Below are 24,834 nucleotides of genomic sequence, written 5' to 3'. Positions count from 1 at the left end.
GACCGGGACATCAACGCGGCGGTCAACGTCGCCAAGGCCGCCGGACTGGCGGTGTCAGCCTGCGGAGCGCGGGTAAGACCGGGACTCGTCCCGGCGCAGCGCGAAGAAACAGGAACCCACTCGAAGCCCCGCCCGGTGACCACCGGCAGGCAGGCGGGAATCTCCGTCCTTTAGGGCGGAGAGGATGTCAAGGGGCGTACGTCGACGCCGTCTCCGACGGCACCGACGACCTGGGCGACGAACTGCGCGCCCACTACCTCACCGAGGACTTCCGGCAGCGGCTGGCAGCCTGGGAGGAGGCCAACCACGCGGACGGCGTGCTGCGGGCGCAGGACGTGCCCACCCGCTGGGAGGTGCGCTACCACGACTCGGGCGCCGGGCACCTGTTCACCACCGTCACGCTGACCTGGGGCACCGGCCCCGACGCCGGGCACACCCGGCTGGCGGTGCAGAGCGACCTGAGCACCAAGCTGATCTCGGACATCGAGGACGCGCCGTCGGCGTGACACTCCCGCCGCCCCGGTGTCACGCCAGGGCGGCGGCCAGGCGCTCGGGCAGGGTCGCGTACGGGCGGCACTCGACGACGGGCAGCGCGAGGGCGCGGGCCTGGGCGGCGAGCCAGTCGCTGTACCGGGCGCTGACGGCGGCGCGCTCGGGCTGCGGGCCGCAATCCGGTTCCCGGTCGGCGTAGTTGGCGGCGATGCTCCGCGGGTCGTCCTCGTGCAGGAAGACCGCGCGCACCCGCCGGCCCGCCGCCGCGGCCTCGTCGGCGGCCCGGGCGGCGGCGGCCGGGGTGAGGTAGTCGCCCTCGACGATCGCGGGTACGTCCACGGTGAGGCGGTTGCGCACCACGCCGAGCACCGCGTCGTCCAGGGCGCGGGCGGTGGCGATCTGGAGTTCCAGGACGCGGTCGGCGTCCAGGGCGTCGGGGTCGGGGAGGGCGGAGAAGTGGTGCAGGCCGGGGTGGCTGTCGGCGCTGGTGGCGGCCTGGAGGGCGGCGACGACGTCGTCGAACTCGACCACGAACGCGCCGCGTCGGTCGGCGAGACGGGCCGCGGCGCGGCTCTTGCCGAGGCCGGAGGCGCCGCCGATCAGCAGCACCTCCCACGGAGCGGTGGCGGTGGGGCCGTCGGGGCGGGAGGGGCGCGAGAGGTCGTCGGGGCGCGAGAGGTCGTCGTCCATGGGCCCACGCTAGCCGGTCGCCGGTGACCGGCAGCGGGCGCACCGTCCTGGTGGTGGTGCGCGGCAACAGCGGCTCCGGCAAGTCCAGCGTCGCCGCCGCCCTACGCGCGGCCCACGGCCGGGGCCTGGCCGTGGTGGCGCAGGACAACCTGCGCCGCACCGTGCTGCGCGAGCGCGACGTGCCGGGCGCGGCGGCCGTCGGGCTGGTGGACGCGGTGGCCCGCTACGCCCTCGACCACGGCTTCCACACCGTCGTCGAGGGCATCATGGCCGCCGACCGCTACGGGCCCATGCTGGCCGGTCTGGCCGCCGGGCACCGGGGCCTGACCCGCTTCTACTACCTGGACGTGCCGTTCGAGGAGACGGTGCGCCGGCACGCCACGCGCCCGCAGCGCGCCGAGTTCACGCCCGCCGAGATGGCCGACTGGTACCGGGAACGGGACGTGCTGCCGGGCGGCGTGGAGCGGGTGATCGGGCCCGGCAGCTCGCTGGAGGCCACCGTGCGCCGGGTGCTGGACGACACCGGACTCGCCCCGCCCGGCTGGACCCCGCAGCCTTGATGGGGGCGCGTACGGCGGCCCGTCGGGGCGCGGCGCTCAGGCCCGGTCGCGGGTGGTGACGCGGCGCACCGCCCAGGGCAGGGCGAACCACATCACCGCGAAGACCGCCGCGATGACGCAGGTGATCGGCACCGCCGCCGCCGTGCCGAGGACGACGTCCAGGACCAGCAGCACGGCGCCGCTCAGCGAGGAGGCGAGCAGCAGCAGGCCGGCCTGGGCGATGCGGGCGGAGACGGTGACGATCCGCTCCTTGCCGGGGTGGCGGTACAGGCCCCGGTGCAGGGCGACCGGCGCGGCCAGGACGGCCGCGGAGACGACCGTCAGCAGCAGGGTCACGACGTAGATGTCCTGCTGGGCGTCGGTGAGTTGGCCGAAGCGCGGGGTGAAGGCGACGCCCAGCAGGAAGGCGAAGACGATCTGCACGCCGGTCTGGAGCACCCGCAGCTCCTGGAGCAGCGCCACCAGGCGCCGTTCGGCCCGCACCTCCGGGTTCCACCAGCCGGGCGGGGGAGCGGAGGGGGTGGTCCTGCGGTCGGGCGGCGGGGCGTCGGGCGGGGGAGCTGCGCTGGTCATGCGCCAGCTTCTCACGGCCCCGGGCCGGCACTGGGCTCCGCGCGGCCGGGCCGGGACCGGGCCGGTGCCGGCCTGGGACCTTGATCTCAAGCCGACTTGAGGTCCTAGTCTGCGTGGTGCGCGGCCGCGGCGGCCGCGCCATCCACCGCGACCACGGGGAGCCGCGCCATGACCACCGACACCAACACCAACACCAACACCAACACCGCTGTCACCGCCGCGGACTTCGCCGCCCTCGCCCAGCGGGTCCAGGTCCTCACCGACCGCGCCGACATCACCGGCCTCATCGACGGCTACCTGCTCAGCCTCGACACGGTGCCCCACGCCGGCGGGCGCTTCGACGAGGCGTGGGCGCGGCGCTACTTCACCCCCGACGTGCAGATCACCACGCCGGTGGGGGAGCACCAGGGGATCGACGGGCTGGCCGAGTCCGAGCAGGCGACCCTCGCGAAGTTCGAGCGCACCCAGCACGTGGGCGCCAACCACATGATCGACCTGGACGGGGACCGGGCCGCCGTGCGCTGGAACGCCGTCATGGCGCACGTCCACCTCGCCTCGACCCAGCAGGCACGGGGCGAGGAGAGCGGCGGCCACTTCGACGTCGGCGGCACGTTCACCGGCGAGGCGGTGCGCACCCCCGACGGCTGGCGCCTGCGAACCCTGGAGGTGCGGGCCGTGTGGACCAGCGGCAGCGGGCCGCTCGTCCTGACCCCGAAGGCCGAGGAGACCCTGCGCGACCTCGCCGGCGGGGCGTCCTGAGGCGCGCCGCGGCCGCCGGCGCCCCGCTTGCCCGGCGGCCGCGAGGCGTGATCGGATGGCGCCGGCATCGCGTGCCGGTGGCGGACCGCGCCAGGCATGGAGGTGCACGACCGAAGGGACCGCCCCCGTGGCCTCCCCCTCCCGTAGCGGCCGAACCGCCGCCCTCAGCCTTCAACTCTCCGACGCGCACCAGGACTTGCGCCGACGACTCGCCGACCTGCGGGCGAACCCCGGCCGCCCCCGCCCGGACGGCGAAGCACTCGCTGCCCACTGCCTGGCCTTCTGCACCGCCCTGACCAACCACCACCAGGGCGAGGACGACGGGCTGTTCGCCCAACTCCTGCGCGAGAGGCCGGACCTGGCGCCGACCATCGCCAAACTCGTCGAGGACCACGGCCTGATCACCCACATCCTCACCCGGGTGCGCGCCCTCGCCGACCGGGCCGCCGCCGACCGGGCCGCCGAAGCCCCCGCCGCCGGCCTGGAGGCGATCGGACGCGAACTCGACGGCCTCGCCGCCATCATGGACTCCCACTTCGGCTACGAGGAACGCGCCATCTCCGCCGCCCTCGACGCCGGCGTCCACGACGACGGCTGGTCCGAACCCGTCCTGGACTTCCGCGCGCCACGGGCCCCGTAAACACCCCGCGCCCCGCCCGGCCCCGCCCACCACGGCGGGGCCGGGCCCGGCGCGGTGCCGCCGGGGCCCGCCCGGGACGCCCCCGATGCGGCGCGGCGCCGGCCGCAGCCCGTAGGCTGGGCGGGCCGCGGACGGCACAGACCGTCACCGGCAGGGCGGAACACGACAGGAACGGGCAGGCACGGGCACATGCAGTTCGACGACCAGGGCGACCTCGACACCTCGCAGGTGGACGACCGGCGCGGCATCCCCGGCGGGAAGGTCGCCATCGGCGGCGGGGCCGTGGGTCTGCTCGCGGTGCTGTTCGCGGTCGTCCTCGGGGTCGACCCGCAGCTGCTGGGCCTGTCCTCCGGCTCCGGCTCGTCCTCCTCCCCGGGCGTGCGCACCGCCGGGGAGGCGCAGAAGGAGTGCAAGACCGGCGCGGACGCCAACAAGCGCCAGGACTGCCGGATCGTGGCCGTCACCAACAGCCTCCAGGACTTCTGGCGGGGCGAGCTGCCGCGCGCCGCCAAGATCCCCTACAAGAACGCCGAGACGGTGCTGTTCACCGGCCAGGTCTCCACCGCCTGCGGGCCGGCGACCTCGGCGGTGGGCCCCTTCTACTGCCCGGGCGACAAGAAGGCCTACTTCGACCTCGGCTTCTTCAACGAGCTGTCCGCCCGCTTCGGCGCCAAGGGCGGCCCGTTCGCCGAGTCCTACGTCGTCGCCCACGAGTACGGCCACCACATCCAGACCCTCACCGGCGCCATGCAGAAGGTCGGCAACGACCGCCAGGGCGCCACCAGCGGCTCGGTACGCCTGGAGCTCCAGGCCGACTGCTACGCCGGGGTGTGGACGCACCACGCGACCACCACCCCGCAGCCCTCCACCGGCCGCCCGCTGATCGCCTCGCTCACCGACCAGGACATCGCGCTGGGCCTGGACGCGGCCGCGGCGGTCGGCGACGACCGGATCCAGCAGCAGGCCACCGGGCGGATCAACCCGGAGGCCTGGACGCACGGCTCCGCCGAGCAGCGCAAGGCCTGGTTCACCACCGGCTACCGCAGCGGCGACTTCGCCCAGTGCGACACCTTCTCGGCCGCCAAGCTGTAGCCCCGCCGGGCTGTGACCGCCGCCAGGCCGTGACCGTCCCCAGGCCGTGACCGTCCCCAGGCCGTGACCGTCCCCAGGCCGTGACCGTCCCCAGGCCGTGACCGTCCCCAGGCCGTGACCGTCGCCGAACGGTAGCCCTGTCACGCCGTAGCCCCGGCCAGCGGCCGTCCTCCGCCGCAGCGCCCCCCTTCCTACGGCACCCGCCCGTGGGACGGGCCATCCGGAACCGGACGGCCCATCCCCGTTCCGGGTGATATGACGGACCTTCACGGTTCTCCCACCGGATGATCACTTGGCTGCCGTGATCCCGACCCCCGCAGGACGGGGCGGTCCACTCCAATTCCCTTCGCACACCCACCGAGCTGCGAAAGGCCACCACTGCGATGACCGGACCCGCCGACCGCCCCACCCCCGACCGGATGCTGCGCGAGGCCGCCGCCCGCCTGGACCGGCGCCGCTTCCTGACCGTCACCTCGGCCGCCGCCGCGCTCGCCTTCAGCGTCAACCTGCCCGCCGCGCACGCCGAGGACAACGAGATCGCCCCGCGCGCCATCGGCGACAACCCCTTCACCCTCGGCGTGGCCTCCGGCGACGCCACCCCCGAGGCCGTCGTGCTCTGGACCCGCCTGGCCCCGCGCCCGCTGGAGCCCGGCTCCGGCATGCCGGCCACCGGCTCGGTCAAGGTCGGCTGGGAGATCGCCCGCGACGAGAAGTTCCGCCGCGTCGAGCGCCGCGGCACCGCCCGCGCCCACGCCGAGTTCAACTACGCCGTCCACGTGGACGCCGACGACCTCGCCCCCGCGCACCAGTACTGGTACCGCTTCACCGTCGGCACCTGGACCAGCCCCGTCGGCCGCACCCGCACCCTCCCCCCGCGCGGCAAGAAGCTCGACACCGCCCGCATCGCCTTCGTTTCCTGCCAGGCCTACGAGGACGGCTACTTCACCGCCTTCCGCCACCTCGCCGGCGAGGACGTCGACGCGGTCTTCCACGTCGGCGACTACATCTACGAGTACGGCATCGACGCCGTCGGCGGCGACCGCAAGTACACCGACCGCACCCTGCCCGGGTACTTCAACCACGAGACCACCACCCTGGAGGACTACCGGCTGCGCTACTCCCTCTACAAGACCGACCCCGACCTCCAGGCCGCCCACGCCGCCCACCCCTGGTACGTCACCTGGGACGACCACGAGGTGGAGAACAACTACGCCGCCGGCATCCCCGAGAAGAACCAGGACCCGGCCCCCTTCGTCGCCCGCCGCGCCGCCGCCTACCGCGCCTACTGGGAGAACCAGCCGCTGCGCATGCCCCAGCCGCGCGGCACCGAGCTGACCCTCTACCGGCGCGTCCACTTCGGGCAGCTCGCGCAGTTCGACATCCTCGACACCCGCCAGTACCGCGACGACCAGGCCAACGGCGACGGCTGGCAGTACCCCACCCCGGAGTCCGAGGACCCCAAGCGCACCCTGATGGGCGCCACCCAGGAACGCTGGTTCGCCGACGGCCTGCGCCACTCCAAGGCCACCTGGAACGTCGTGCCCCAGCAGGTCGTCTTCTCCCGCCGCAAGAACACCACCGCCGAGCGCTCCAAGCTCTCCATGGACGCCTGGGACGGCTACCCGGCCGCCCGCGAGCGCTTCCTGAAGGCCGTCGACACCTCCGGCGTCAAGAACCTGGTGCTGCTCACCGGCGACGTGCACGTGGCCTACGCCCTGGACGTCAAGCGCGACTTCAACGACCCGGCCTCCCGCACGGTGGGCGTGGAGTTCGTCGGCACCTCGATCAGCAGCGACGGCGACGGCGAGGAGAAGCCGTCCAACTGGAACAACCTCATGTCCGCCAACGCGCACATGAAGTTCTACGACGGGCGCCGCGGCTACACGGTGCTCACCCTGGACCGCCGCCGGGCGCGCGCCGACTACCGCGTCGTCAACCAGATCACCCGCCCCGGCGGCACCCTGTCCACGGCCGCGTCCTTCGCCACCGAGGCCGGCAACCCGGGCATCCGCCCCGCCTGACGGCCCGTCCGACGGCCCGTCTGGCGGCCCGTCTGGCGGCCAGCCCCGGGGCCCGTCGCCTCCCGCCGCCCTCCCGCCGCCTCGCCGGAGGCGGCGGGAGGACTCAACTCCGTGTCCGCGCCGGGGCGTCAGCCGGCGGGGGTGGGGACGACCCACAGTTCGGAGGGGCCGTTGATGATGGCGGACTCCATCCGGGCCGGCGCCGGGCGCGAGGGGTCCAGGACGGCGTCGGGGTGGGCGCCGAAGAAGCCGGCCAGGGCCACCTCGGCCTCCAGGCGGGCCAGCGGCGCGCCGAGGCAGAAGTGCGGGCCGTGGCCGAAGGACAGGTGCTCCTTGTCGGGCCGGGTCGGGTCGAAGTCGTCCGGCCGGTCCGGATGGACCTCCGGATCGCGCCCGGCCGCGCCGAACCCGAGCAGGATCGGCTCGCCCTCGCGGATGACCACGCCCTCGCCGAGGTCGATGTCCGCCAGCGGGTAGCGCAGCGGCAGGTGCATCACCGGGCTCTCGTGGCGCAGGGTCTCCTCGACGACGTCCGTCCAGGCGAGGGTGCCCGCGCGGACCAGCGCCAGGTGGCCGGGGTGGGCGAGCAGCGCCTGGATGGCGCTGGTGATGAGGTTGACGGCGGTCTCGTAGCCGGCGCCGAGCATCAGGAAGAGGATGTCGCGGGACTCCTCCTCGGTGCGGCCCGTCCCCTCGCCGGTGCCGGCGGCGGCCACGTCGCTGGTGAGGTCGGGCCCGGGCTCGCGCCGCTTGAGCTCCAGCAGCTCGGTCAGCACCACGTTGATCTCCGCCCGCGAGCGCAGCATCTGCTCGGGCGTCTCCGTGGTGGTCAGCAGGGTGTCCATCGCGGTGCCGATCGGGGACCGCAGGCCGGCGGGCACGCCGAACAGGTCGCAGATCACCGTCATGGTCAGCGGCAGTGACAGCGCCCGGCGCGCGTCCACGGCCTCGCCGGGGCCGAGCGCGGCGAACGCGCCGACCAGGGCCGCGGTCGTCGCCTCGATCCCGGGCCGCAGCGCGCTCACCCGGCGGGGCGAGAAGGAGGGCGCCATCTGCCGCCGCCGCGACCGGTGTTCGTCGCCGTAGAGGTTGAAGAAGTTCTGCTGGAACGCGATCGGCCCCATCGGCCACCCCTCGGGCACCGAGGCCAGGCCGGGCCAGTGCCTGCGCGGGTCGCGGGAGACCCGCGGATCGGCGGCCAGGGCGCGGATCACCGAGCTGCGGGTCACCGACCAGGCGATGATGCCACCGGGCAGCTCCACCCGCACGGCGGGCCCGGCGCCGCGCAGCCGCGCGTTCTGCTGGTGCGGGGCCCGGGCGGTCATGTCCAGCACCGGGCAGCGGTTGTCGTCTTCTGGAGCCATGGCAGTCGCTCCTCGGGATCTTCCGGGGCCTCTGGGGGCGCCGCGGCCCGTGTCCGGGGCCTGTGTTCCGTTGTAGAGGGGCGTGGTGCACCCGTCAACGGGGCGTCGGCCGGACGGCCCCCACGGAGGTGCGCACGGCGTGCTCCCACAGCTCCAGGCCGGCGCGCAGGAGTTCGCGCACGGCCGCGTCCTCCTCGGCCGTCCAGGCGTCCTCGCCGGAGGCCGGGGCGAGGGGCTCGCCGCCGAAGGCCTTCTCGTAGGCGCTGTCGTGGACCGGTCCCTGGGCGGGCAGGGGCGGGCCGTCCGGGAGGCTGCGGGAGAGGTCCTCGAAGAAGTTCCAGGCCTCCAGCAGCAGTTCGGGCAGCCCTGCCGGGGCGAGGTGAGGGGGCTCGACCCACCGCCGCACGGGGCCCAGGTCGAGCTCGCCCTCGCCCTCCCAGATGAGCTCCGGGCCGTGGCGCTCGCAGTACTCCCGCAGCGGCGCGCGGCCGGCGAAGGCGAGGAGCCTGCCGGACTCGTCGACGAGCAGCCGGTCGGGGTCGCCGTCGCCCGCGCCCTCGCCGGACCGCCAGATCAGCGTCAGGTCGTCGCTCCCGGCGCAGAGGCGGTACGGGAAGTGGTCGGCCATGCGGGTCCCCCTGGTGTCGTGGCGGCTCGTGCCGTGCCGGCCATCCTGCCCGGGCCATCCTGCCCGGGCCGGCCGCCGGGGTGGAACCGGGGTCCCGCCGCCGTGGCACGGGGCGGGCCCGGACGGGCGGTCACGCCGGCCGGGAGCGGAGGGGCACGCCGGACGGAGCCGCAGGGTCAGGCCGCACGGAAGCGGAGGGTCAGGCCGGGGCGGGTCTGGGCGGCGAGCGGGAGGTCGTCCTCGTGGACGGTCGCGATGACGGGGTAGCCGCCGGTCACCGGGTGGTCGGCGAGGAAGAGGATCGGCTGCCCGTCCGGCGGTACCTGGAGCGCGCCGGGGACCGCGGCCTCGGAGGGGAGTTCGCCGGGGCGGGCGCGGCGCAGCGCCGTCCCGGCCAGCCGCATGCCCACGCGGTCGCTGTGGTCGGTGACGCGGTAGGGCCCGGCGCACAGCGCGGCCAGGGACTCGGGGGTGAACCAGTCGTCGCGCGGCCCGGGCAGGATCCGCAGGACGGGTTCGGCGGGCAGCGCGCGCCGGGGGGCGAAGTCCGCCGCGGGCCAGCCGGCCGTCAGGTCCCCGACCGGCAGGAGGTCGCCGGCGGCGAGCCGGGCGGGGCCGATCCCGGAGAGCGTGTCGGTGGACCGGGAGCCGAGGACGGGCGGCAGGTCCACGCCGCCGCGCACGGCGAGGTAGACCCGCAGGCCCTCGGAGGGGACGCCGATGGTCAGGCGGCTGCCGGGAGCCAGCCTGACCGGGGCGTTCAGGTCGACGGCGCGGCCGTCGGCGTGGGCGGGGCAGGGCGCGCCGGTGAGGGCGACGGTGGCGTGGTGGTCGACGTCCAGGACGAGGCCGCCCAGGGGCGCCTCGACGGCCGCGGCCTCCTCGCGGTTGCCGACGAGCCGGTTGGCCAGGCGCAGGCTGCGCCGGTCGGCGGCTCCGGAACGGCCCACGCCGAGCGCGGCGTGGCCGGGGCGGCCCAGGTCCTGGACGGTGGCGCCGAAGCCCGGGTGGATCACCCGGACGCGGCGGGCGGGTGTCGCGGGGCTGCCCGTCATGGGTCCTCCGTGCGGTGGTGGGTGGGTGGGTGGTGGCCGGTGCGGCCGCCCGCCGGGTGCCGGTGGACGTCCCCCGCCCCCGGGGCCGGCTGCTCCGGGGGCGGGGCGCCGCGCGGGCCCGCCTCAGGGGCGCGGCGGGTGCGGCGGGTGCGGCGGGTGCGGCGTGCCGGCGGGCGTGAAGCGGACGGCCGTGCCGGGCGTGAGCGGCGTCGGCGGGTCGGCCCGGGGGTCCCACAGGGTGGTGCCGGTGGTGCCGAGCAGGTGCCAGCCGCCGGGCGACTCGCGGGGGTAGACGCCGGTGAACTCGTCGGCGATGGCGACCGCGCCCGCGGGCACCCGGGTGCGGGGTACGGCGCGGCGCGGCAGCCGCAGCGCGGGGTCCGTCCCGGTCAGGTAGGCGAACCCGGGAGCGAACCCGCAGAACGCCACCCGGTAGGTGACGGCGCAGTGCCGGGCGATCACCTGGGCGACCGTCAGGCCGCAGAGCTCCGCCACCTCGGCCAGGTCCGCGCCGTCGTAGCGGACCGGGATCTCGACGCTCGCGCAGCCGCCGGGGGCCGCGGTGGCGGCGGCCCGCAGGTCTACGGTGCGCAGGTCGACGGCGCGCACGGCGGCGGCGAGGCGGTCCGGGCCGGTGGCCCGGGGGTCGTAGCGCAGCAGGACGGTGCGGGCGGCGGGAACGAGTTCCAGCACCCCGGGCGGTGGGTCGCGCCGCAGCGCGGTGTGCAGCCGGGCCGCCTCGTCGAGGTCGCGGACCTCGACGAGCAGGGCCCGGCTGCCGTACCGGAGGATGTCCATGAGGACGGGTCAGCTCCCCTCGGCGACCAGGTAGTCGCGGTCGTACCGGTCGGTCACGAACATGTGGCCCGGCGCGTGGGTGATCGCGAAGGGCGGGCGCGAGGCCATCAGGGCCGACTGCGGGGTGACGCCGCAGGCCCAGAACACCGGGACGTCGTCGGGGCCGATCTCGGCCGGGTCGCCGAAGTCGGGCCGCCCCAGGTCGGGGATGCCGAGCTCGGTGTTGGAGCGGTCCCCGGGCTCGCCGACGGCCACCGGGGCCCCGTGCACGGCGGGCATCCGGGCGGTGATCGCCCGTGCGTCGGCGACCAGCTTCCGGGGGACGGGGCGCATGGAGACCACCATCGGGCCGTGCAGCCGTCCGGCGGGGGCGCACGCCCGGGTCGTGCGGTACATCGCGACGTTGCGGCCCTCGGCGACGTGGCGCAGCGGGATCCCGGCGTCCAGCAGGGCGCTCTCGAAGGTGAAGGAGCAGCCGATGAGGAAGGTGACGAGGTCGTCGCGCCAGTGGGCGGAGACGTCCTGGTGTTCCTGCCACTCGCCGTCGTGCCAGACCCGGTAGAGGGGCAGGTCGGTGGCCAGGTCCGCGCCGGCGGCCAGGGCGCTGGTGCGGACGCCGGGGTCGGTCTGTTCGAGGACGGGGCAGGGGGCGGGGTTGAGCTCGGCGAAGAGGGCGACGTCCTCGGCCCAGTCCGCCGGCACGCTGATCATGTTGGCCTGGGTGCGGCCCAGGCACCACCCGGCCGTGGGCACCGGGGTGCCGGCCCGGAACAGCTCGCGGGCGCGGGCGGGGTCGAGGTCGGCGTGGTTCTCGGTCATCGAGGGGTCTCCTTCGTCGTTGTCGTCGTTCTCGTCGTTGCCGGCGGGGTTCTCGCGGCAGGGGGATGCCGCTGGAGGGGGCGTCGGGGGCGTCGGGGGACGGGTTGGCGCGGGTGGGTCAGCGGGCAGCGGGGTCGAGCAGGGCGGCCAGGGTGGTCATCGGCGACAGGGGCCCGAGAACCGCGGCCATGCCGAATCCGCGCTCGCCGAACCGCACCCCGACCGCCAGGTGGCGGGCCGGCCCCTGCCCGCGGCTGACCGCCAGGCCCAGGCCGCCGCTGCCGGCGGCGCGGTAGCGTCCGGCGAACAGCGACAGGGGGCCCGTCACGATCAGCCGGCCGCCGAGGGTGAGCACCATGGCGCTCGCGGCGACGGCCAGCCGCAGGAGGGGATGGAGGTCCAGCCCGGCGTCGAGCACCGCCGCGGACAGCGCGGCCGCGACCGGCGAGCGGTCGCACCGGTGCGTACGGAGAGGCCTGCGGGTGCGGTTCCGGCCCGGGAAACGCTGTGACGGTCGCGGCATGGAATTTCCCCCAACTGCGGTGTGGTGAACGCCCTTTCGACACCGACAGTCGCACCCTCCCGGACCGGCCCGCAAGGCGCCGAAGGCACCCGATCCACTTGTCGGAAAGAGGGCGATCCTCCAGGAGGATTGTTGAACAACTGCATTGTGCTCCGATTGATCTGACGGTCCGTGGGCATGGGTGGTACGAAGGTGGGACACGCAGGACGAGCCGGGAGGGGCGCCGTGGACAGCGCGATGGACCGCGAAGCGGGCAGCGAGGTCGAGGACTGGGCAGAGGAACTCGCCCAGGCGGGCTGGAGCAGCAAGGCCGAACACGTCGCGGCGATCCTGCGCAGGCGGATCGCCGAGGGCAAGCACCGGCCCGACAACAGGCTGTCCGAGGAGAAGATCAGCAAGGGGCTGAAGGTCTCCCGCAACACCCTGCGCGAGGCGTTCCGCCTGCTGGTGCACGAAGGGATCGTCGAACACCGGCACGGCCAGGGCGTGTTCGTCCGCCGGCTGAGCGTCGCCGACGTGGTCGACCTGTACCGGCTGCGCCAGGTGGTGCAGCCGGCCGTCATCAGGGACCTGAAGGGCCGGTCCGTCAGCCTCGGCCAGGTCCGGGCGGCCGTCGAGGAAGCCGAGGCGGCCGGGCTGGCGGCCGACTGGAGGGTCCTGGGCACCGCCAACCTGCGGTTCCACCTGGCGCTCACCGCGCTGGCCAGCAGCCGCCGCCTGGACGAGCTGATGAACCGGACCCTGGCCGAACTGCGCCTCGTCTTCTACGCGATGACCGACCTGCGCGAGTTCCACGCCACCTACGCCGCACGCAACAGGAAGATCCTCGAACTGATCGACGCGGGGGCGTTCGCCAAGGCGGCCAACGAGATGGCCTCCTACCTGAAGGCCGCCGAGCGCGACCTGGTGGAGCGGTACACCGCGACCCGGTGACGCCCGGGCCGACCACCAAGACCCGACCCGCAGCAGACGGCCCCTATCAGGCACACCCTCTTGACGGACTCCCGGCTCGTGGGAGTGACTGTCGTGCAAGTGACCGCAACTGACTGGGCATGGGAGAGCGCCATGGCACTACGGTTGATCTGGAAGGACGACAAGTCCCCGGACGGGAACTCCCCGACCATCTTCGTTGACGAAGAGACCAGGGACCTGCTGTTCCAGGGCTATCGTCTCGATGCCAAGGCCGGGGAGGAAGTCCGGGCCGCGGGCAACGTCCCGGACTTCGAGAACGTCGTCCGGATGCCTGCACACGTGGTGGATGCGATCAGGAAGGCGTGCGATGTCTCGGACGGCGGTGACCAGGCCGGATGAGTTACTGAAAGCAGCTCGGCGCTCCGCCGTTCACCTGGAGATGCGCGACGGCTACATGCTCGACGATCCGGCACTCCACGCATGGCGACGGGGTGTTCGACATGATCCGGCTGACCGGTCGGCCTGGTGGCGGCCGTGGCTCGACGTAGTAGCCGAGGCGGTCTCGCGCGGCGTTGAGATTCGTCGGGCCCGGATCGTGTCCGAGCCCGTGAGCGAGTACATCCGGTACGAGTACGACGTGACGTTCCCCAACGTCGCGGCAGGTGAGCAGGTCCGTTGGCTTCCACGCCGTCTGGCGTCCACGCTCACCCTGCCGGGCAACGACTTCTGGTTGGTCGACGGCCGGCTCGTCGTATGGGGTCACTTCGCCGGTGACGGTGACTGGTTGGAGAACGAGGCCACCGAGGACGTGGCGGCCGTCCGACTCTGCTCCGTAGCTTTCGAGGCCGTGTGGGAGCGTGCGACACCGCACGATGAATACAAGATCATCTGATTCCAGCGAACACCGGGCAGTCAGTACATGTCATCGTCGCCGTCGTCCAGCGTTGTCGCTGCTCGGAAGGCTCTGGCAAGCCGCCTCATCGAGCTCCGCAAGGACGCCGGGCTCAAGGGCGAGGAACTGTCTGCCCGGTGTGGCTGGCATCCTGCCAAGACCTCCCGAATCCAGAGCGGCAAGGCCGCGCCGTCCGAGGACGACATCCGGGCATGGTGCCGTGCTTGCGGGGCGGAGAACCAGGTCCCGGACCTGATCGCCGCCGCCCGGGCCGTGAACTCGCTGTACACCGAGTGGCGGCGCATGGAGCGCACGGGCCTGCGGGCCGCGCAGGAGTCGGTGTTCGACCTGTACGAGCGAACGCGGCACTTCCGGGTGTACGCGAGCAACGTCGTCCCCGGCATGGTGCAGACCCGGGAGTACACAGCGGCGGTCCTGCGGGCCATCCAGCGCTCACGGGTCGCCATCGACGATGTGGAGGCCGCCGTCGAGGCGCGAATGGAGCGCCAGCGGATGCTGTTCTCCGGCCCTCGTCGGTTCGCGCTGCTGCTGGAGGAATCCGTCCTGCGCGGAGCGGTGTGCGACGCGGACACGCTGGCCGGACAGCTCGGGCACCTGATAGCTGTCAGTACCTCTCCGAGCATCAGCCTTGGAGTCATTCCGACACGGCCCGGCCGCGTACGGTCTTCGGCCGAAGACTTCTACATGTTCGATGATGCCGTGGTGTCCGTGGAGCTGACGGTGGGCTATCTCCGGCACACGGAGCCAAGGGAAGTCAGAGACTACGCAGCCGCATTCCTGGCCCTGTCACGGATGGCGGTCTACGGCGGCGAAGCGCGCGCACTGCTGACCAGCGCGATAGGCGCTCTCGGCTGATCCGGCGCAATAAGGCGCAAGTTCGTTGAGCCACCTGCCGGCCGGTCCCTAGCGTCGTGTTCACGCCGCACGGCGAGTTCCAGGAGGCCGATGGATGAGCGCCACAGCATTGCACGAACCGCCCCGCCGGCCCCGCCGGGACGACCGGCGGGCCACCCCCGAGGAGATGGCCGTGCTCATGGCGCAGTACCGGGCGGCGAAGGAGGAGGGCCGCTCGGCGGCCTATCCGCTAGACCCGGAGTGTGTCTGCCCGAGGTGCACGGAGCAGAGGGCGGCCCGCAATGCCGTCGCGTGAGCTGGGGATGCCCGGGGAGGTGAAGCCGGGCCTGGTGATGCGCTACGAGGTGGTGGAGGCGGCCGGGTCTCACGTCCTGCGGGATGTGGTCCTTGACGAGTTCTGCATGCTGCCGGACGGGTCGGGCCGGGCGATTCTGCTGGCCTTTCCGGACGCGCTCCACGCCCGCCTGTGGCTGATGACGGCCGACACCCGCAAGCAGTACGCGGTGAACGCCACCCGTGTCCGGGCCGAGCAGGGCAAGAAGCCGCTGCTGGAGCACGCCGAGTGGTTGCGGTTCGACCTCTACACCTCCTCGCCGGCCGGGCTCCTTCGGGAGTCGTCGGATCGTTTCTTCGGATGCCACGGCCGTATCCGAGCAGCCACCCGCCCGACCCGTATGTGAAGACCCGCACTGCTGCGCAGGAAGTCTGCGGATCCGACTTCCTGTGCGCCGTGTGGCCGGTGCCCGTCTCAGGTACGGGCTGCGGCCACCGCGTCCGTGTACTGCTCGGTCGTCAGGTCGTGTTCGCCGATCCCGAGGTCGGTCAGTACCGCCCGCACGGCGTCGAGTGCCGTTTCGAGGCCGTCCGCGGTGAGCGCGATGGTCTCGATCTCGATGAACGTCGCGTCGAGTTCGGGGACGCGGACGAGTGTGGCGAGGAACTGCCGGCCGTCGCGTGTGAAGGCGTAGTTGCAGCAGCGCTTCTCGAACCGGATGTGCGGGGTGAATCCGAGGCCGCTGATGATCTCGTGAGCGGCTTCGGCGTCCGCCACCCGGGTCTCGGCCTCGGGCTTCGACCCGGACGCCTCGTCCACCCGGGGGCCCTTGTAGGTGAGCACGGTGCGGGTGTCGTCGGGCCCGTGGACGGTGCGGATCCTCAGCTCGCGGTCGGCGCCCGTCAGGCTGCCGTCCGGGGCGTCGTAGTAGGTGTCGCGGTACACCTCGGCACGGCCGGGGCCGTACTGTTCCTCCAGCCGCGCGAGGACGTGTTCGGGATCGCGTACGACGGCCTTGAGTTCCGCCTCGATGGCCATTCCGGTTCCTCCTTCAGACCACGCGTGTGAGTGTTGCTCAGCAACACCTCGAACTGTCGCTGCCCGCCCCGACGGAACGGGCCGGACGGGTATCGCCGAACCCGCCGCTGCGGACGGCGGTGACGAACGAGTTCCAGGCGGAGGGCGGGAAGACCGGCGCGTTCCTAGCGCACTGCGGGGATCTTCCCGGATCGCCAGTCGGCCAGTCGTTTGCGGATGCTCGGCAGCATCGCCAGCCCGTCCGTTTCGGCCGGGGTGAACCACGCCACCTCGTGGGACTCGTCGGAGACCCGTAGCCGGCCGCCGAGCGGGCGCCCGAGGAGGCAGATGGAGAACTCCTGACGGACCTCGCCGTCGTCGTAGGCGAAGACGTGGCCGGGGTCGGTGTAGGTGCCGACGATCCCGGTGATCTCGACCTCGATGCCGGTCTCCTCGCGGGTCTCGCGGATCCCGCACCCGGCGAGCGACTCGCCGATGTCCATCTTTCCGCCGGGCAGCGCCCACATTCCGTTGTCGGTGCGCCGCTGGAGCAGGACACGACCCGCGTCGTCGACCACGACGACGGAGGCGGCCGGGACCAGCGAGTTCGCCTCCGGGGCGTCCGGGTCGTCCACGTAGTCACGCCTGGCCATGATCCGCCACCTCCGCTGCCGCGACCGTTCGCACGTCACGCCCCTTCGCCCACAAGTCCTCGACGTGGCCGGTGAAGCGATCGAACACGCCGTCCTCCGGGGTCTGCCCGGAGGGAATCATCGGGGCGCGTTGTGGTCGATCCTACCGAGCGGCAGCGGTGTGACGATCATGTCCGCTGAAGCGGAAGGCGCACATCAAGTGCGCCTCGCCGATCGGGAGCCCTCCCGCCCCACGGGCCTCGCCTCGGTGAGCGGCTTGTGACGCGACTTGCCGGAACGGGGTAGCTTCCTGGTAGCACCGCAGGCTCACGGAGCGGGCAGGCGGGCGCGAGTGCGCGGGAGGACTGCTGTGCTGGAGGACCGGGAGTCGATCGGCAAGCGGGTGCGGCGGGCACGGCTGCGGCTGGGGATGACCCAGGCCGACCTGGCTGCCGCGCTCGGCAGGACCCAGGGCTGGGTGTCGAAGGTCGAGAAGGGCGTGATCGAACTCGACCGGGCCGGCACCATCAACCAGATCGCGGCGGCACTGCACTGCCACCCCAACGACCTCATCGAGCGGCCGTTCGTCGCGGGCGAGCCGTCGGAGAACCAGTGGCAGGTGTCGGCGGCGGCCATTCTGCGGGAGCTTCGCCGGTACGACCTCACGCCGGTCTTCGACGGCGCGCCCCGGCCGTCGGCGGAACTCTGGCGCGAGACCGAGCGCCTGCACCGGCTGAGGGACGCGGCCGCCAACGTGGCGATCCTGAAGGTGCTCCCGGACATGCTCCGCGAAGCGCGTGCGCTGGCCGAAGTGTCCACCGGCCACGAGCGCGAGGAGGCTTTCGCGATCTACGCGATCGAGTGCAAGTTCGCGCACACCGCCGCGCACACGCTCGGCCACCCCGAACTGATCGCCATGGCCTGCGAGCGGGCCGCCTGGTCGGCCCGGCTGTCCGGTGACCCGGTGATGGAGGCGGTCGCGGACTGGATGCGGGTGTGGGACATGTGGGCCACCGCCGACTGGGACGACGCCCTGGCCCTGTCCGACAAGGCACTTCGCCTCGTCGAGGACCGCTACCTGGCCAACGACCCACTGGCCGTGCGGGCTTGGGGAGCCATGCATCTGCGCGCGGCCGTGTCCGCCGCGCGCGCCGGCCGGCGGACGGAGACCGAGGACCGAATCCGACACGCCCAGGCGGCGGCAGAGTTGATGGACGGGACCCGGATCGAGCCGCCCTTCGACCGGCACTCGCTGACCTTCTCCAGCGGCAATGTCCAAGTCCACGCGGTGTCGGCGCAGTTGGAGATGGGCGACCACGCCCGGGCGCTGATCCTCAACGAGCGTGCCGACCCCGCGAAGCTCGCCGCCCTCCCGGCCTCCAGGCGGGGCCACCACCACATGGACCTCGCCCGCGCCTGGCTGTGGGACGGCAACCGGGACAAAGCGCTCCAAGCCCTGGAGACGGCGGAGCGGATCGCCCCGCAGCTCGTTCGCAACCACCCGATCGCCCGCGCCACCCTGCGGAAGATCGTCTACGCCGAGCGCTCGGGCACCCGCGAGAAGCTGCGCTACATGTCCGACCGCTTCCACCTGGACGGATAGGGCAGTATTCCGCTGATTCATATTCAGCAGTAGTCGTGCACTTACCGTCTGTGTGTATGAGTGGACGACACGCTGCCCACGAAGAAGCGCGCGACCCCGCGCCGCGATGGGTGCCTCGCCTCGGCGATCTTGCCTACGACACTGCCAGCGGCAGGGTTGGCGTCGTGGTGGATATACCCGGCGAAGGTGTCTACAGCTACCACCTGCGCCCCGAGGGCGCCGGTGGTGAGCAAGAGTGGACCGCCCCGAAGGACGGATCCACCCTCCGGCTCCCGGTTGAGTCGTAGCGCCCGGTCGGCGTCACAGGCATTGGCAATGTGACGTCCGCGCTCATTCCTGCACAATCACCTTGAGGCACATCACCATGCTCGCTGCCCGCCGCCCCCGCATGTTCGTCGCGCGTCTCGACTCGCGGGTCGAATCCGCGCCGCTGGCCCGCTACATGCTCCGTGCGTACCTCTCCGGACTCCCCGCCGGAGAGCGTTACGCCGAGACCGCCGAGCTGCTCCTGTGCGAGTTGTTCGCCAATGCCGTCCGGTACTCCGACGCCCCTGACGACCAGCCCATCGAGATCCGTTTCGCGCTCGTCAACTCCCGGCTGAGGCTGGAAGTCCACGACGCCGGGAGCGGCCTCCCCGCCCTCCGTACCGCCGCTCCGGACGACGAGCACGGGCGCGGCCTGTTCCTCGTCAACGAACTCGCCGAGCGCTGGGGCTGCTGCCCCCGCCCCGGCAGTCCCGGCAAGTTCGTCTGGGCCCTCATCGCCCCCGCCCCCACCCCCGTCCTCGTCACCGCCTGAAAGCCGAACCCCACCCATGCACCTCGCCACCCTCGCCCGCCACACCCTCTCGCGCGGCGCCACCCCCGCCGCCACCTACGCGCTCCTCGCCCGCCTCGGCCACCAGCCCCTGCCCTGCGCCCAGGCCGTCTGCCTCGCCCTCGCCATCCCCGCAGCCGAAACCACCCGCCGCCTCGCCGAATGCCACGACGCCCTCCTCGCCGACCCCCGCCCCAACTCCGAGGCCGACACCGGCGAAGTCCTCGAAGCCCTCGGCGTCTTCGACGTCCCCAAGGATCTCACCCCCACCGAGCGCACCGTCGTCGCCCACTTCCTGACCGCCATCGACGCCATGGGCGGCCTCCGCCCCGGGCACCAGCACGGCCTCCAGCGCTGGTTCACCACCGGCAACCTCACCGCCGCCTACCTCTCCCTGGCCGCCACCCACCCCCTGCCCCGCACCGGAAACCCCGCCACCTACTGGACCGCCCTCACCACCGCCGGCGAACTCCTCACCACCACCCCCAACCCCGACCCCCGCATCCGCTACGCCCTCACCCACTGCCGCACCCAAGCCACCGCCCGCGCCTGAAACGCCCGTGCGCAGGAAGTCGGCGGAGTCGACTTCCGGGTGCGCGCGGGTCGGCGGTGAGTGGCTGACCGATGCATGACCAACCGGTACGGCCCGGCGGCGGAGGACTTCGGCGAGGACGCCAGGGGACGTCCTCGCCCCGTTAGGCTGCGGCTGTGACGATCAAGGCTGTGGTGTTCGATGTCGGGGAGTGCCTGGTCGACGAGACCCGGGAGTACGGCACTTGGGCCGACTGGCTGGGTGTTCCGAGGCACACGTTCGTGGCCCAGTTCGGTGCGGTGATCGCGCAGGGCCGGGACTACCGGGAAACCTTCCAGGTCTTCGCTCCTGGCTTCGACCTCTACGAGGAGCGTGAGAGGCGGGCGGCGGCCGGCCGACCGGAGACCTTCGGTGAGGACGATCTCTACCCGGACGTCCGGGGCTCCTTCGCTCGACTTCGCTCGGACGGCCTGTGGTTGGCGATCGCGGGCAACCAGACCGTGCGTGCCGGGGGGATTCTGCGCGGACTGTTCGCGGACGACGTCGATCTGATCGGCACGTCCGACGACTGGGGTGCGAGCAAGCCGGACCCCGCCTTCTTCGAGCGCGTCGCCGAGGTCGTGCCCGCGGAGCCGCACGAGATGCTCTACGTCGGTGACCGGCTCGACAACGATGTGCTCCCCGCCCGGGCGGCGGGGATGCGGACGGCGTTGATCCGGCGCGGCCCGTGGGGCTGGATCCAGCAGCACGACCCGGCAGCAGGGCAGGCGACGTTCCGGATCGAATCGCTGGCGGAACTTCCCGACCTGATTGCCAAGTTCAACGCTGAAGTGAGCTGAGCGTCGCCGACCAGGAGTAGAGGCGGTCGTCCACGCGTCGGACGGCCGCCGCGTCCTGCCACTGGGTGAGTGCCCGTCGGGCCTCGCGCACGCGTTCCATGCCAGTGGCGTACCAGGTGACGGCCAGTTGGTCGAGGGCCTGCTCCAGGTGCTCGCCCGGCGGCGTTGAGCACAGTGCGGCCGCGCCCGGACTACGGGGGTGAGTCGCAGGCGGATGGCGAGGACGCCGAGTTGCTCTTTGTCGGGAGGGCAGATGTCGCGGCAGGCGGTGAGGAATTCGGTGGAGCCCGGAGTGTCAGCCAAGGCCATGCGTCAGTTGACGATTGAGGGTGGGTCTGTCGAAATCGTTGTGGGGCTACTTGTGTTCAGCGTCGCGGTCGGGTGGTATGCAGGGGATGGGCGGGCCTCGGCGGCTCTTTCATAGGGGCTCATCCATTGCTCATTCACCCGTTACGGCTGCACTGGGAACTCGCCCGCCTTGACGGCGTCGAGGAAGTTCTGGAATGCGGCGGGGGTGAATTCCAGGACGGGGCCGCGCCGGTGCTGCTTGGTGTCACGCACCGGGATGGTGCCGGCCGGAGTCCGGCCGACCTCGACGCAGTTGCCGTTCTCACCGGCCGAGTAGCTGGACTTGACCCAGCTGTAGCCGCCCTGGTCGAGGGTGGTGCCGTGGTGCATGGTCATCCTCTCGGGCTGGAGCCGATCGGGCTTCCCGGCTTCTCTACCCGCCGATGCCTCAGCCCAAGCCGGGGCAGGCCGCAGGCCCGGGCCAGCGAACGGTCCGGGCCTGCGGTTCGGGACGGCGGATCAGATGTCGCCGAACTCGCCGCTGCGGACGGCGGTGACGAACGAGTTCCAGGCCGAGGGCGGGAAGACCAGCGCCGGGCCGTGAGGGTCCTTGGAGTCGCGAACCCTGCCTGGGTGTGCGTCATCTACCTCGATGCAACCGCCCCCGCCGTTGCTGTAGGTGCTCTTGCGCCACTTGGCGCCCGTTGGGTCATGCATGGTCCAGTTCCTTCCGTGCCGCCCGGATCTTGGCCAAACTGTCCGGCTGGCTGAGCGCGTTGACCTGGAGTCGATCGTATCTATCGAGCCATCGGGCCACCGTCTCGGCGTCTTGTTCCAGGTATCCCCGCTGGAGAGTTTCCGTGTACCCGACCAGGGTCCGATTTGGGAGGGTCAGGAGTGTGACGGGGTGGGACAGCGGTCGATCCTCGGCGAGGCGGTACGGGGCAATCTGAATAATCACATTCGGGCGGTCACTCAAGCTCTCCAGGTGAGAGAGCTGGATGGCCATGATCTCCCGGCCGCCGATCGGTCGACGCAGGGCTCCCTCGTCCAGAACGGCATGGATCATCGTGCCCCGGTCGAGCATGTGTTGGCGTTGCGCCAGCAAGGCAAGCCTCCTGTCGGCCTGCTCCCGAGTCGCTTCCCCACGTCGAACGATGCCAGCTTCGTAGGCTGCGCTGTAGTCCGGGTGCTGAAGTATGCCCGACACCATGTCCGTGTCGAACAGCCTGGCCGTGATCGCTTCGCGTTCCTTGCGAAGGTACTCGGAGAACCCCGGCAACAGGGCACCGTTCTTCCAGCTCCACCAAAGCCCCGTCAAGGCTCCACCGGCGTCAAGGGCGGCGTCCACGCGCTCTACGAACTTTAAAGACGGAGCTTGTTTGGCTCGCTCCACGTTCGAGATGTAGACGTTGGAATATCCGATTCGTTTACCGAGTTCGATCTGCGTCAACCCCTTGGCCAGGCGTGTCCTGGTGATCTGAACTGCCAGTGCTTCCAAGGGAGATGACGTTGGGTCAAGCGTTCGAAATGCCAAGATCACTCTCTTTAAAATCTGTCGAACTAGAGATTTGAAACTCTATCGATCCTAGAGGAAGCTGAGTCATCCTGGTAGTCATTCGGTCACTGACCGGAGTCGCCTGCCGGGGATGCGCACCCCTCGCGGAGGACCCCCTTCCTCGTCCAGGGCGCCCCGTCCCGATCGGCTGACCAGCCCCAGCACACCCCCTTGAGGCACTCACCATGTCCACCGCCCGCCGCCCCCGCATGTTCGTCGCGCGTCTCGACTCCTGCGTCGAATCCGCGCCGCTGGCCCGCTACCTGCTCCGCGCCTACCTCTCCGGGCTGCCTTCCGGAGAGCGCTACGCCGAGACCGCCGAGCTGCTCCTGTGCGAGTTGTTCGCCAATGCCGCCCGGTACTCCGATGCCCCTGACGACCGGCCCATCGAGATCCGTTTCGCGCTCGTCAACTCCCGTCTCCGGCTGGAAGTCCACGACGCCGGGAGCGGCCTCCCCGTCCTCCGTACCGCCGCTCCGGACGACGAGTGCGGGCGTGGCCTGTTCCTCGTCGACGAGCTGGCCGAGCGCTGGGGTTGCTGCCTGCACCCGGGGGGCATCGGCAAGTTCGTCTGGGTGCTCGTCGCGCCCGCCCCCATCCCCGTCCTCGTCACCGCCTGAAAGACCGAAGCCTCATGCAGCTCGCCGCCCTTGCCCGGCACACCCTCTCGCGCGGCGCCACCCTCGCCGCCACCTACGCGCTCCTCGCCCGCCTCGGTCACAAGCCCGTTCCCTGCGCCCAGGCCGTCTGCCTCGCGCTCGACATCCCGCCGGCCGAGACGACCCGCCGCCTCGCCGAATGCGATGCTCTGCTCACAGACCCCCGCCCCAACGCGGAATCCGACACCGGTGAAGTCCTCGAAGCCCTGGGCGTCTTCGACGTACCCAAGCCGCTCACCCTCACCGAGCGCACGGTCGTCGCCCACTTCCTGACGGCCATGGACGCCATGGGCGGCATCCGGCCCGGCCACCAGCACGGCCTCCAGCGCTGGTTCACCACCGGCAACCTCACCGCCGCCTACCTCTCCCTGGCCGCGACCACGCCCCTGCCCCGCACCGGCGACCCCACCACCTACTGGACCACCCTCGTCACCGCCGGCGAACTCCTCACCGCCACCCCCAACCCCGACCCCCGCATCCGCTACGCCCTCACCCACTGCCGGCGGCGCGCCGGGGAGCCGGCGGCACGCGCTCAGCGGTAGCCGGCCAGCCCGTCGGCCAGCTCCTCCTCGTCACCGTCGCGCCCGGCACAGAGGGCCTGTTGGAGGGCGAAGGTGCCGCGGATCGCGGCGATCCGCCCGGCCGCGCCGCCGCCCGGCGCCCCGCCGCCGAGGGCGAGCACCCGGTCGAGCAGCCCCTCGCCGTAGCCGGCGCCGATCGCGGCGAGGTCCTCGGCCTGGTCGCCGAGGCTCACCTCGTCCCAGTCGACCACGCCGCCGAGCCGGGGCAGCCCGTCGACGGTCTCCCACAGCAGGTTCTCCCCGCCGAGGTCGCCGTGGACCACGGCCGAGGTGAGGTGGGGGAGGCCGTCGAGGGCCGCGAGCTCCCGCCCGGCCCGCACCCGGCCGGCGTCGTGCATGAGCGGGAACAGCTGCGCCCGGACCTCGTCGGCGAACTCCCGCCACCCCTCCTCGGGGGCGTGCGGAAGGACCGCGCGCGCCCGGGCGTCGCCCCCTGCTCTGGCCAACTCCGACAGCAGCGCGGCGAGTTGGGCGGCCACCGCCTCGGCCGCCTCGGGGTTCTCCAGGGCGCCCTCCTCCAGGGGCGCCCCGGGAACCCGGCTGAGCACCAGGTACGCCGGCTCGCCCGGCCCCGCGGCGGCCCCCTCCTCCAGCGGCTCGGGGATGCGGAAGCCCAGGCCGAGCCCGGCGAGGGCGCGCAGGCGCGCCGCCCGTTCGGGCAGCCGCCGCGCGGCGGCTGCGGTGCGGGCGAGGCAGACGACGCGCTGCGCGCCGATGACCACGTGGTGGAACTGCCCCCGGCGGACGGCCAGGCCGTCGAGCCGGTCGCCGGGCAGCAGCCGGCCGAGCAGGGCGCGGTGGGCGCCGAGGGCATCCATGGCGTGTCAACTTCCGTTCAGCGAGGGGCGATGTGTGCCGACGGGTCCGGCCGGGCGCACCGCCGGTACCGTCACCGGCGCCCCGGCCGTTCTACCGTTTCTGGGCCCGGTAGCGCTTGAGGAGGGCGGTGAGCCTCTTCGGGTCGGCCTCGCCGTTCAGTTCGGCGGTGAGGTCGTCGGGGCAGAGCTCGTAGTGGTCACCCCACCACCGGCGCCCCCGGTTGTCCCAGATGCGGTACCCGCCGGGCACGCCTCTGGCCACGTAGCGGCGCCTACCCATGACGCCCCGGCCGAGAGCGGCGCCCGCACCCGTGGCCCACGTCCCCTCCCGCACGCTCGACTGGCAGCAGGCTTGGCAGGCTACGGCAGATCCCGAACCCGGTCCCGGGCAATGAACGGGCCCAGGCGAGCCGGGTGGGGGGGGGGGAGGGGCCCGCCCGCAAACCCGCCCCCCCGGCGACCAGCCCCGCCCGGCCAGGCGCGCGGGAACAGGCGCCCCCCCCGGGGCCGCGGCGGGGGGGA

33 protein-coding genes are annotated in these 24,834 nt (G+C 72.7%); 18 read left to right on the top strand and 15 right to left on the bottom strand.

Annotated features, from left to right (window positions below):
- Nucleotides 1-317 precede the first annotated feature (317 nt).
- Entirely contained in the window at nucleotides 318-506 is a 189-nt protein-coding gene (locus tag ACFRAR_RS28340) for a hypothetical protein (protein WP_380701203.1), read from the top strand.
- Between the two features lie 19 nt (nucleotides 507-525).
- Here ACFRAR_RS28340 and ACFRAR_RS28335 read toward each other — a convergent pair whose 3' ends face one another.
- A complete protein-coding gene (locus ACFRAR_RS28335; RefSeq protein ID WP_380701201.1) occupies nucleotides 526-1,182 on the bottom strand; it encodes an AAA family ATPase in 657 nt (218 codons plus the stop codon).
- Between the two features lie 23 nt (nucleotides 1,183-1,205).
- On the opposite strand from ACFRAR_RS28335, the gene ACFRAR_RS28330 reads away from it, so the two are divergent.
- A complete protein-coding gene (locus ACFRAR_RS28330; RefSeq protein ID WP_380701199.1) occupies nucleotides 1,206-1,742 on the top strand; it encodes an AAA family ATPase in 537 nt (178 codons plus the stop codon).
- Between the two features lie 36 nt (nucleotides 1,743-1,778).
- Here the strand turns inward: ACFRAR_RS28330 and ACFRAR_RS28325 are convergent, their stop codons facing one another.
- Nucleotides 1,779-2,315, bottom strand: coding sequence for a DUF6328 family protein (locus ACFRAR_RS28325; RefSeq protein WP_380701197.1), 537 nt, complete (start codon nucleotides 2,313-2,315; stop codon nucleotides 1,779-1,781).
- A gap of 168 nt (nucleotides 2,316-2,483) precedes the next feature.
- Between ACFRAR_RS28325 and ACFRAR_RS28320 the strand changes: the two genes are divergently transcribed.
- The 4 genes from ACFRAR_RS28320 to ACFRAR_RS28305 all read left to right on the top strand — a co-directional run bounded on the left by ACFRAR_RS28320 (nucleotide 2,484) and on the right by ACFRAR_RS28305 (nucleotide 6,827).
- Nucleotides 2,484-3,074 carry a nuclear transport factor 2 family protein gene (locus tag ACFRAR_RS28320; protein ID WP_380701195.1) on the top strand — a complete coding sequence of 197 codons (591 nt, stop codon included), beginning with the start codon at nucleotides 2,484-2,486 and terminating at the stop codon, nucleotides 3,072-3,074.
- 127 nt (nucleotides 3,075-3,201) lie between these two features.
- On the top strand, nucleotides 3,202-3,714 hold the full coding sequence (locus ACFRAR_RS28315; protein ID WP_380701193.1) for a hemerythrin domain-containing protein: 513 nt from the start codon (nucleotides 3,202-3,204) through the stop codon (nucleotides 3,712-3,714).
- Between the two features lie 189 nt (nucleotides 3,715-3,903).
- Nucleotides 3,904-4,806: a neutral zinc metallopeptidase gene (locus ACFRAR_RS28310; protein ID WP_380701191.1), complete on the top strand. Its 903-nt coding sequence runs from the start codon at nucleotides 3,904-3,906 to the stop codon at nucleotides 4,804-4,806.
- Between the two features lie 383 nt (nucleotides 4,807-5,189).
- Nucleotides 5,190-6,827: an alkaline phosphatase D family protein gene (locus tag ACFRAR_RS28305; RefSeq protein ID WP_380701189.1), complete on the top strand. Its 1,638-nt coding sequence runs from the start codon at nucleotides 5,190-5,192 to the stop codon at nucleotides 6,825-6,827.
- A 128-nt stretch (nucleotides 6,828-6,955) separates the two neighbouring features.
- Here ACFRAR_RS28305 and ACFRAR_RS28300 read toward each other — a convergent pair whose 3' ends face one another.
- The 6 genes from ACFRAR_RS28300 to ACFRAR_RS28275 all read right to left on the bottom strand — a co-directional run bounded on the left by ACFRAR_RS28300 (nucleotide 6,956) and on the right by ACFRAR_RS28275 (nucleotide 12,014).
- Nucleotides 6,956-8,191, bottom strand: a complete 1,236-nt coding sequence (locus ACFRAR_RS28300; protein WP_380701187.1) for a cytochrome P450 — start codon at nucleotides 8,189-8,191, stop codon at nucleotides 6,956-6,958.
- Nucleotides 8,192-8,285: 94 nt separating this feature from the next.
- Entirely contained in the window at nucleotides 8,286-8,819 is a 534-nt protein-coding gene (locus ACFRAR_RS28295) for a hypothetical protein (protein WP_380701185.1), read from the bottom strand.
- Nucleotides 8,820-8,995: 176 nt separating this feature from the next.
- The gene (locus ACFRAR_RS28290; protein ID WP_380701183.1) at nucleotides 8,996-9,874 is read right to left on the bottom strand and encodes a biotin-dependent carboxyltransferase family protein; all 879 of its coding nucleotides are present in this window, start codon (nucleotides 9,872-9,874) and stop codon (nucleotides 8,996-8,998) included.
- Nucleotides 9,875-9,997: 123 nt separating this feature from the next.
- Entirely contained in the window at nucleotides 9,998-10,672 is a 675-nt protein-coding gene (locus tag ACFRAR_RS28285) for an allophanate hydrolase subunit 1 (protein ID WP_380701181.1), read from the bottom strand.
- Between the two features lie 9 nt (nucleotides 10,673-10,681).
- Complete coding sequence (locus tag ACFRAR_RS28280) at nucleotides 10,682-11,491, bottom strand: putative hydro-lyase (RefSeq protein ID WP_380701179.1); 810 nt, start codon at nucleotides 11,489-11,491, stop codon at nucleotides 10,682-10,684.
- Between the two features lie 118 nt (nucleotides 11,492-11,609).
- Nucleotides 11,610-12,014 carry a hypothetical protein gene (locus tag ACFRAR_RS28275; RefSeq protein WP_380701177.1) on the bottom strand — a complete coding sequence of 135 codons (405 nt, stop codon included), beginning with the start codon at nucleotides 12,012-12,014 and terminating at the stop codon, nucleotides 11,610-11,612.
- A 225-nt stretch (nucleotides 12,015-12,239) separates the two neighbouring features.
- Here ACFRAR_RS28275 and ACFRAR_RS28270 point away from each other — a divergent pair, with 225 nt between their 5' ends.
- The 6 genes from ACFRAR_RS28270 to ACFRAR_RS28245 all read left to right on the top strand — a co-directional run bounded on the left by ACFRAR_RS28270 (nucleotide 12,240) and on the right by ACFRAR_RS28245 (nucleotide 15,374).
- Nucleotides 12,240-12,947, top strand: coding sequence for a GntR family transcriptional regulator (locus tag ACFRAR_RS28270; RefSeq protein ID WP_380701175.1), 708 nt, complete (start codon nucleotides 12,240-12,242; stop codon nucleotides 12,945-12,947).
- 99 nt (nucleotides 12,948-13,046) lie between these two features.
- Nucleotides 13,047-13,325 carry a hypothetical protein gene (locus ACFRAR_RS28265; RefSeq protein ID WP_380701173.1) on the top strand — a complete coding sequence of 93 codons (279 nt, stop codon included), beginning with the start codon at nucleotides 13,047-13,049 and terminating at the stop codon, nucleotides 13,323-13,325.
- The gene (locus ACFRAR_RS28260; protein WP_380701171.1) at nucleotides 13,294-13,818 is read left to right on the top strand and encodes a DUF6879 family protein; all 525 of its coding nucleotides are present in this window, start codon (nucleotides 13,294-13,296) and stop codon (nucleotides 13,816-13,818) included. The genes ACFRAR_RS28265 and ACFRAR_RS28260 overlap by 32 nt, the downstream gene beginning before the upstream one ends.
- Before the next feature lie 27 nt (nucleotides 13,819-13,845).
- Entirely contained in the window at nucleotides 13,846-14,694 is an 849-nt protein-coding gene (locus ACFRAR_RS28255; protein WP_380701169.1) for a helix-turn-helix domain-containing protein, read from the top strand.
- 94 nt (nucleotides 14,695-14,788) lie between these two features.
- Nucleotides 14,789-14,989, top strand: coding sequence for a hypothetical protein (locus ACFRAR_RS28250; RefSeq protein WP_380701167.1), 201 nt, complete (start codon nucleotides 14,789-14,791; stop codon nucleotides 14,987-14,989).
- A 19-nt stretch (nucleotides 14,990-15,008) separates the two neighbouring features.
- On the top strand, nucleotides 15,009-15,374 hold the full coding sequence (locus ACFRAR_RS28245) for a hypothetical protein (RefSeq protein ID WP_380701165.1): 366 nt from the start codon (nucleotides 15,009-15,011) through the stop codon (nucleotides 15,372-15,374).
- 68 nt (nucleotides 15,375-15,442) lie between these two features.
- Here ACFRAR_RS28245 and cyaB read toward each other — a convergent pair whose 3' ends face one another.
- Together cyaB and ACFRAR_RS28235 are read right to left on the bottom strand one after the other, a co-directional pair.
- Nucleotides 15,443-16,006: a class IV adenylate cyclase gene (gene cyaB / locus ACFRAR_RS28240; protein ID WP_380701163.1), complete on the bottom strand. Its 564-nt coding sequence runs from the start codon at nucleotides 16,004-16,006 to the stop codon at nucleotides 15,443-15,445.
- Between the two features lie 164 nt (nucleotides 16,007-16,170).
- Complete coding sequence (locus tag ACFRAR_RS28235) at nucleotides 16,171-16,638, bottom strand: NUDIX hydrolase (protein ID WP_380701161.1); 468 nt, start codon at nucleotides 16,636-16,638, stop codon at nucleotides 16,171-16,173.
- Between the two features lie 349 nt (nucleotides 16,639-16,987).
- On the opposite strand from ACFRAR_RS28235, the gene ACFRAR_RS28230 reads away from it, so the two are divergent.
- From ACFRAR_RS28230 to ACFRAR_RS28215, 4 genes are all read left to right on the top strand, one after another.
- Complete coding sequence (locus ACFRAR_RS28230; protein ID WP_380701159.1) at nucleotides 16,988-18,220, top strand: helix-turn-helix domain-containing protein; 1,233 nt, start codon at nucleotides 16,988-16,990, stop codon at nucleotides 18,218-18,220.
- A 349-nt stretch (nucleotides 18,221-18,569) separates the two neighbouring features.
- The gene (locus tag ACFRAR_RS28225) at nucleotides 18,570-19,019 is read left to right on the top strand and encodes an ATP-binding protein (protein WP_380701157.1); all 450 of its coding nucleotides are present in this window, start codon (nucleotides 18,570-18,572) and stop codon (nucleotides 19,017-19,019) included.
- A 16-nt stretch (nucleotides 19,020-19,035) separates the two neighbouring features.
- Nucleotides 19,036-19,590, top strand: coding sequence for a hypothetical protein (locus ACFRAR_RS28220; protein WP_380701155.1), 555 nt, complete (start codon nucleotides 19,036-19,038; stop codon nucleotides 19,588-19,590).
- Between the two features lie 155 nt (nucleotides 19,591-19,745).
- A complete protein-coding gene (locus ACFRAR_RS28215; protein WP_380701153.1) occupies nucleotides 19,746-20,408 on the top strand; it encodes an HAD family hydrolase in 663 nt (220 codons plus the stop codon).
- A 450-nt stretch (nucleotides 20,409-20,858) separates the two neighbouring features.
- On the opposite strand, the gene ACFRAR_RS28210 is transcribed toward ACFRAR_RS28215, so the two are convergent.
- The 3 genes from ACFRAR_RS28210 to ACFRAR_RS28200 form a co-directional block, all read right to left on the bottom strand.
- The gene (locus ACFRAR_RS28210) at nucleotides 20,859-21,092 is read right to left on the bottom strand and encodes a DUF397 domain-containing protein (RefSeq protein ID WP_380701151.1); all 234 of its coding nucleotides are present in this window, start codon (nucleotides 21,090-21,092) and stop codon (nucleotides 20,859-20,861) included.
- Nucleotides 21,093-21,215: 123 nt separating this feature from the next.
- Nucleotides 21,216-21,413, bottom strand: coding sequence for a DUF397 domain-containing protein (locus ACFRAR_RS28205; RefSeq protein WP_380701149.1), 198 nt, complete (start codon nucleotides 21,411-21,413; stop codon nucleotides 21,216-21,218).
- Nucleotides 21,406-22,197 carry a helix-turn-helix domain-containing protein gene (locus ACFRAR_RS28200; protein WP_380701147.1) on the bottom strand — a complete coding sequence of 264 codons (792 nt, stop codon included), beginning with the start codon at nucleotides 22,195-22,197 and terminating at the stop codon, nucleotides 21,406-21,408. The genes ACFRAR_RS28205 and ACFRAR_RS28200 overlap by 8 nt, the downstream gene beginning before the upstream one ends.
- Before the next feature lie 242 nt (nucleotides 22,198-22,439).
- On the opposite strand from ACFRAR_RS28200, the gene ACFRAR_RS28195 reads away from it, so the two are divergent.
- Nucleotides 22,440-22,874 carry an ATP-binding protein gene (locus ACFRAR_RS28195; protein WP_380701145.1) on the top strand — a complete coding sequence of 145 codons (435 nt, stop codon included), beginning with the start codon at nucleotides 22,440-22,442 and terminating at the stop codon, nucleotides 22,872-22,874.
- 14 nt (nucleotides 22,875-22,888) lie between these two features.
- Nucleotides 22,889-23,455: a hypothetical protein gene (locus ACFRAR_RS28190; RefSeq protein ID WP_380701143.1), complete on the top strand. Its 567-nt coding sequence runs from the start codon at nucleotides 22,889-22,891 to the stop codon at nucleotides 23,453-23,455.
- Here ACFRAR_RS28190 and vph read toward each other — a convergent pair.
- Both vph and ACFRAR_RS28180 read right to left on the bottom strand, forming a co-directional pair.
- A complete protein-coding gene (gene vph, locus ACFRAR_RS28185) occupies nucleotides 23,446-24,312 on the bottom strand; it encodes a viomycin phosphotransferase (protein ID WP_380701141.1) in 867 nt (288 codons plus the stop codon). The genes ACFRAR_RS28190 and vph overlap by 10 nt on opposite strands.
- 91 nt (nucleotides 24,313-24,403) lie before the next feature.
- Nucleotides 24,404-24,592: a hypothetical protein gene (locus ACFRAR_RS28180; RefSeq protein WP_380701139.1), complete on the bottom strand. Its 189-nt coding sequence runs from the start codon at nucleotides 24,590-24,592 to the stop codon at nucleotides 24,404-24,406.
- Nucleotides 24,593-24,834 lie beyond the last annotated feature (242 nt).

It is taken from the genome of Kitasatospora sp. NPDC056651, from assembly GCF_042792155.1.
In the GTDB taxonomy this organism is placed as follows: Bacteria; Actinomycetota; Actinomycetes; order Streptomycetales; family Streptomycetaceae; genus Kitasatospora.
The sequence above is the reverse complement of the archived record's forward strand: the minus strand, read 5'-3'. Positions and strand labels throughout refer to the sequence as shown.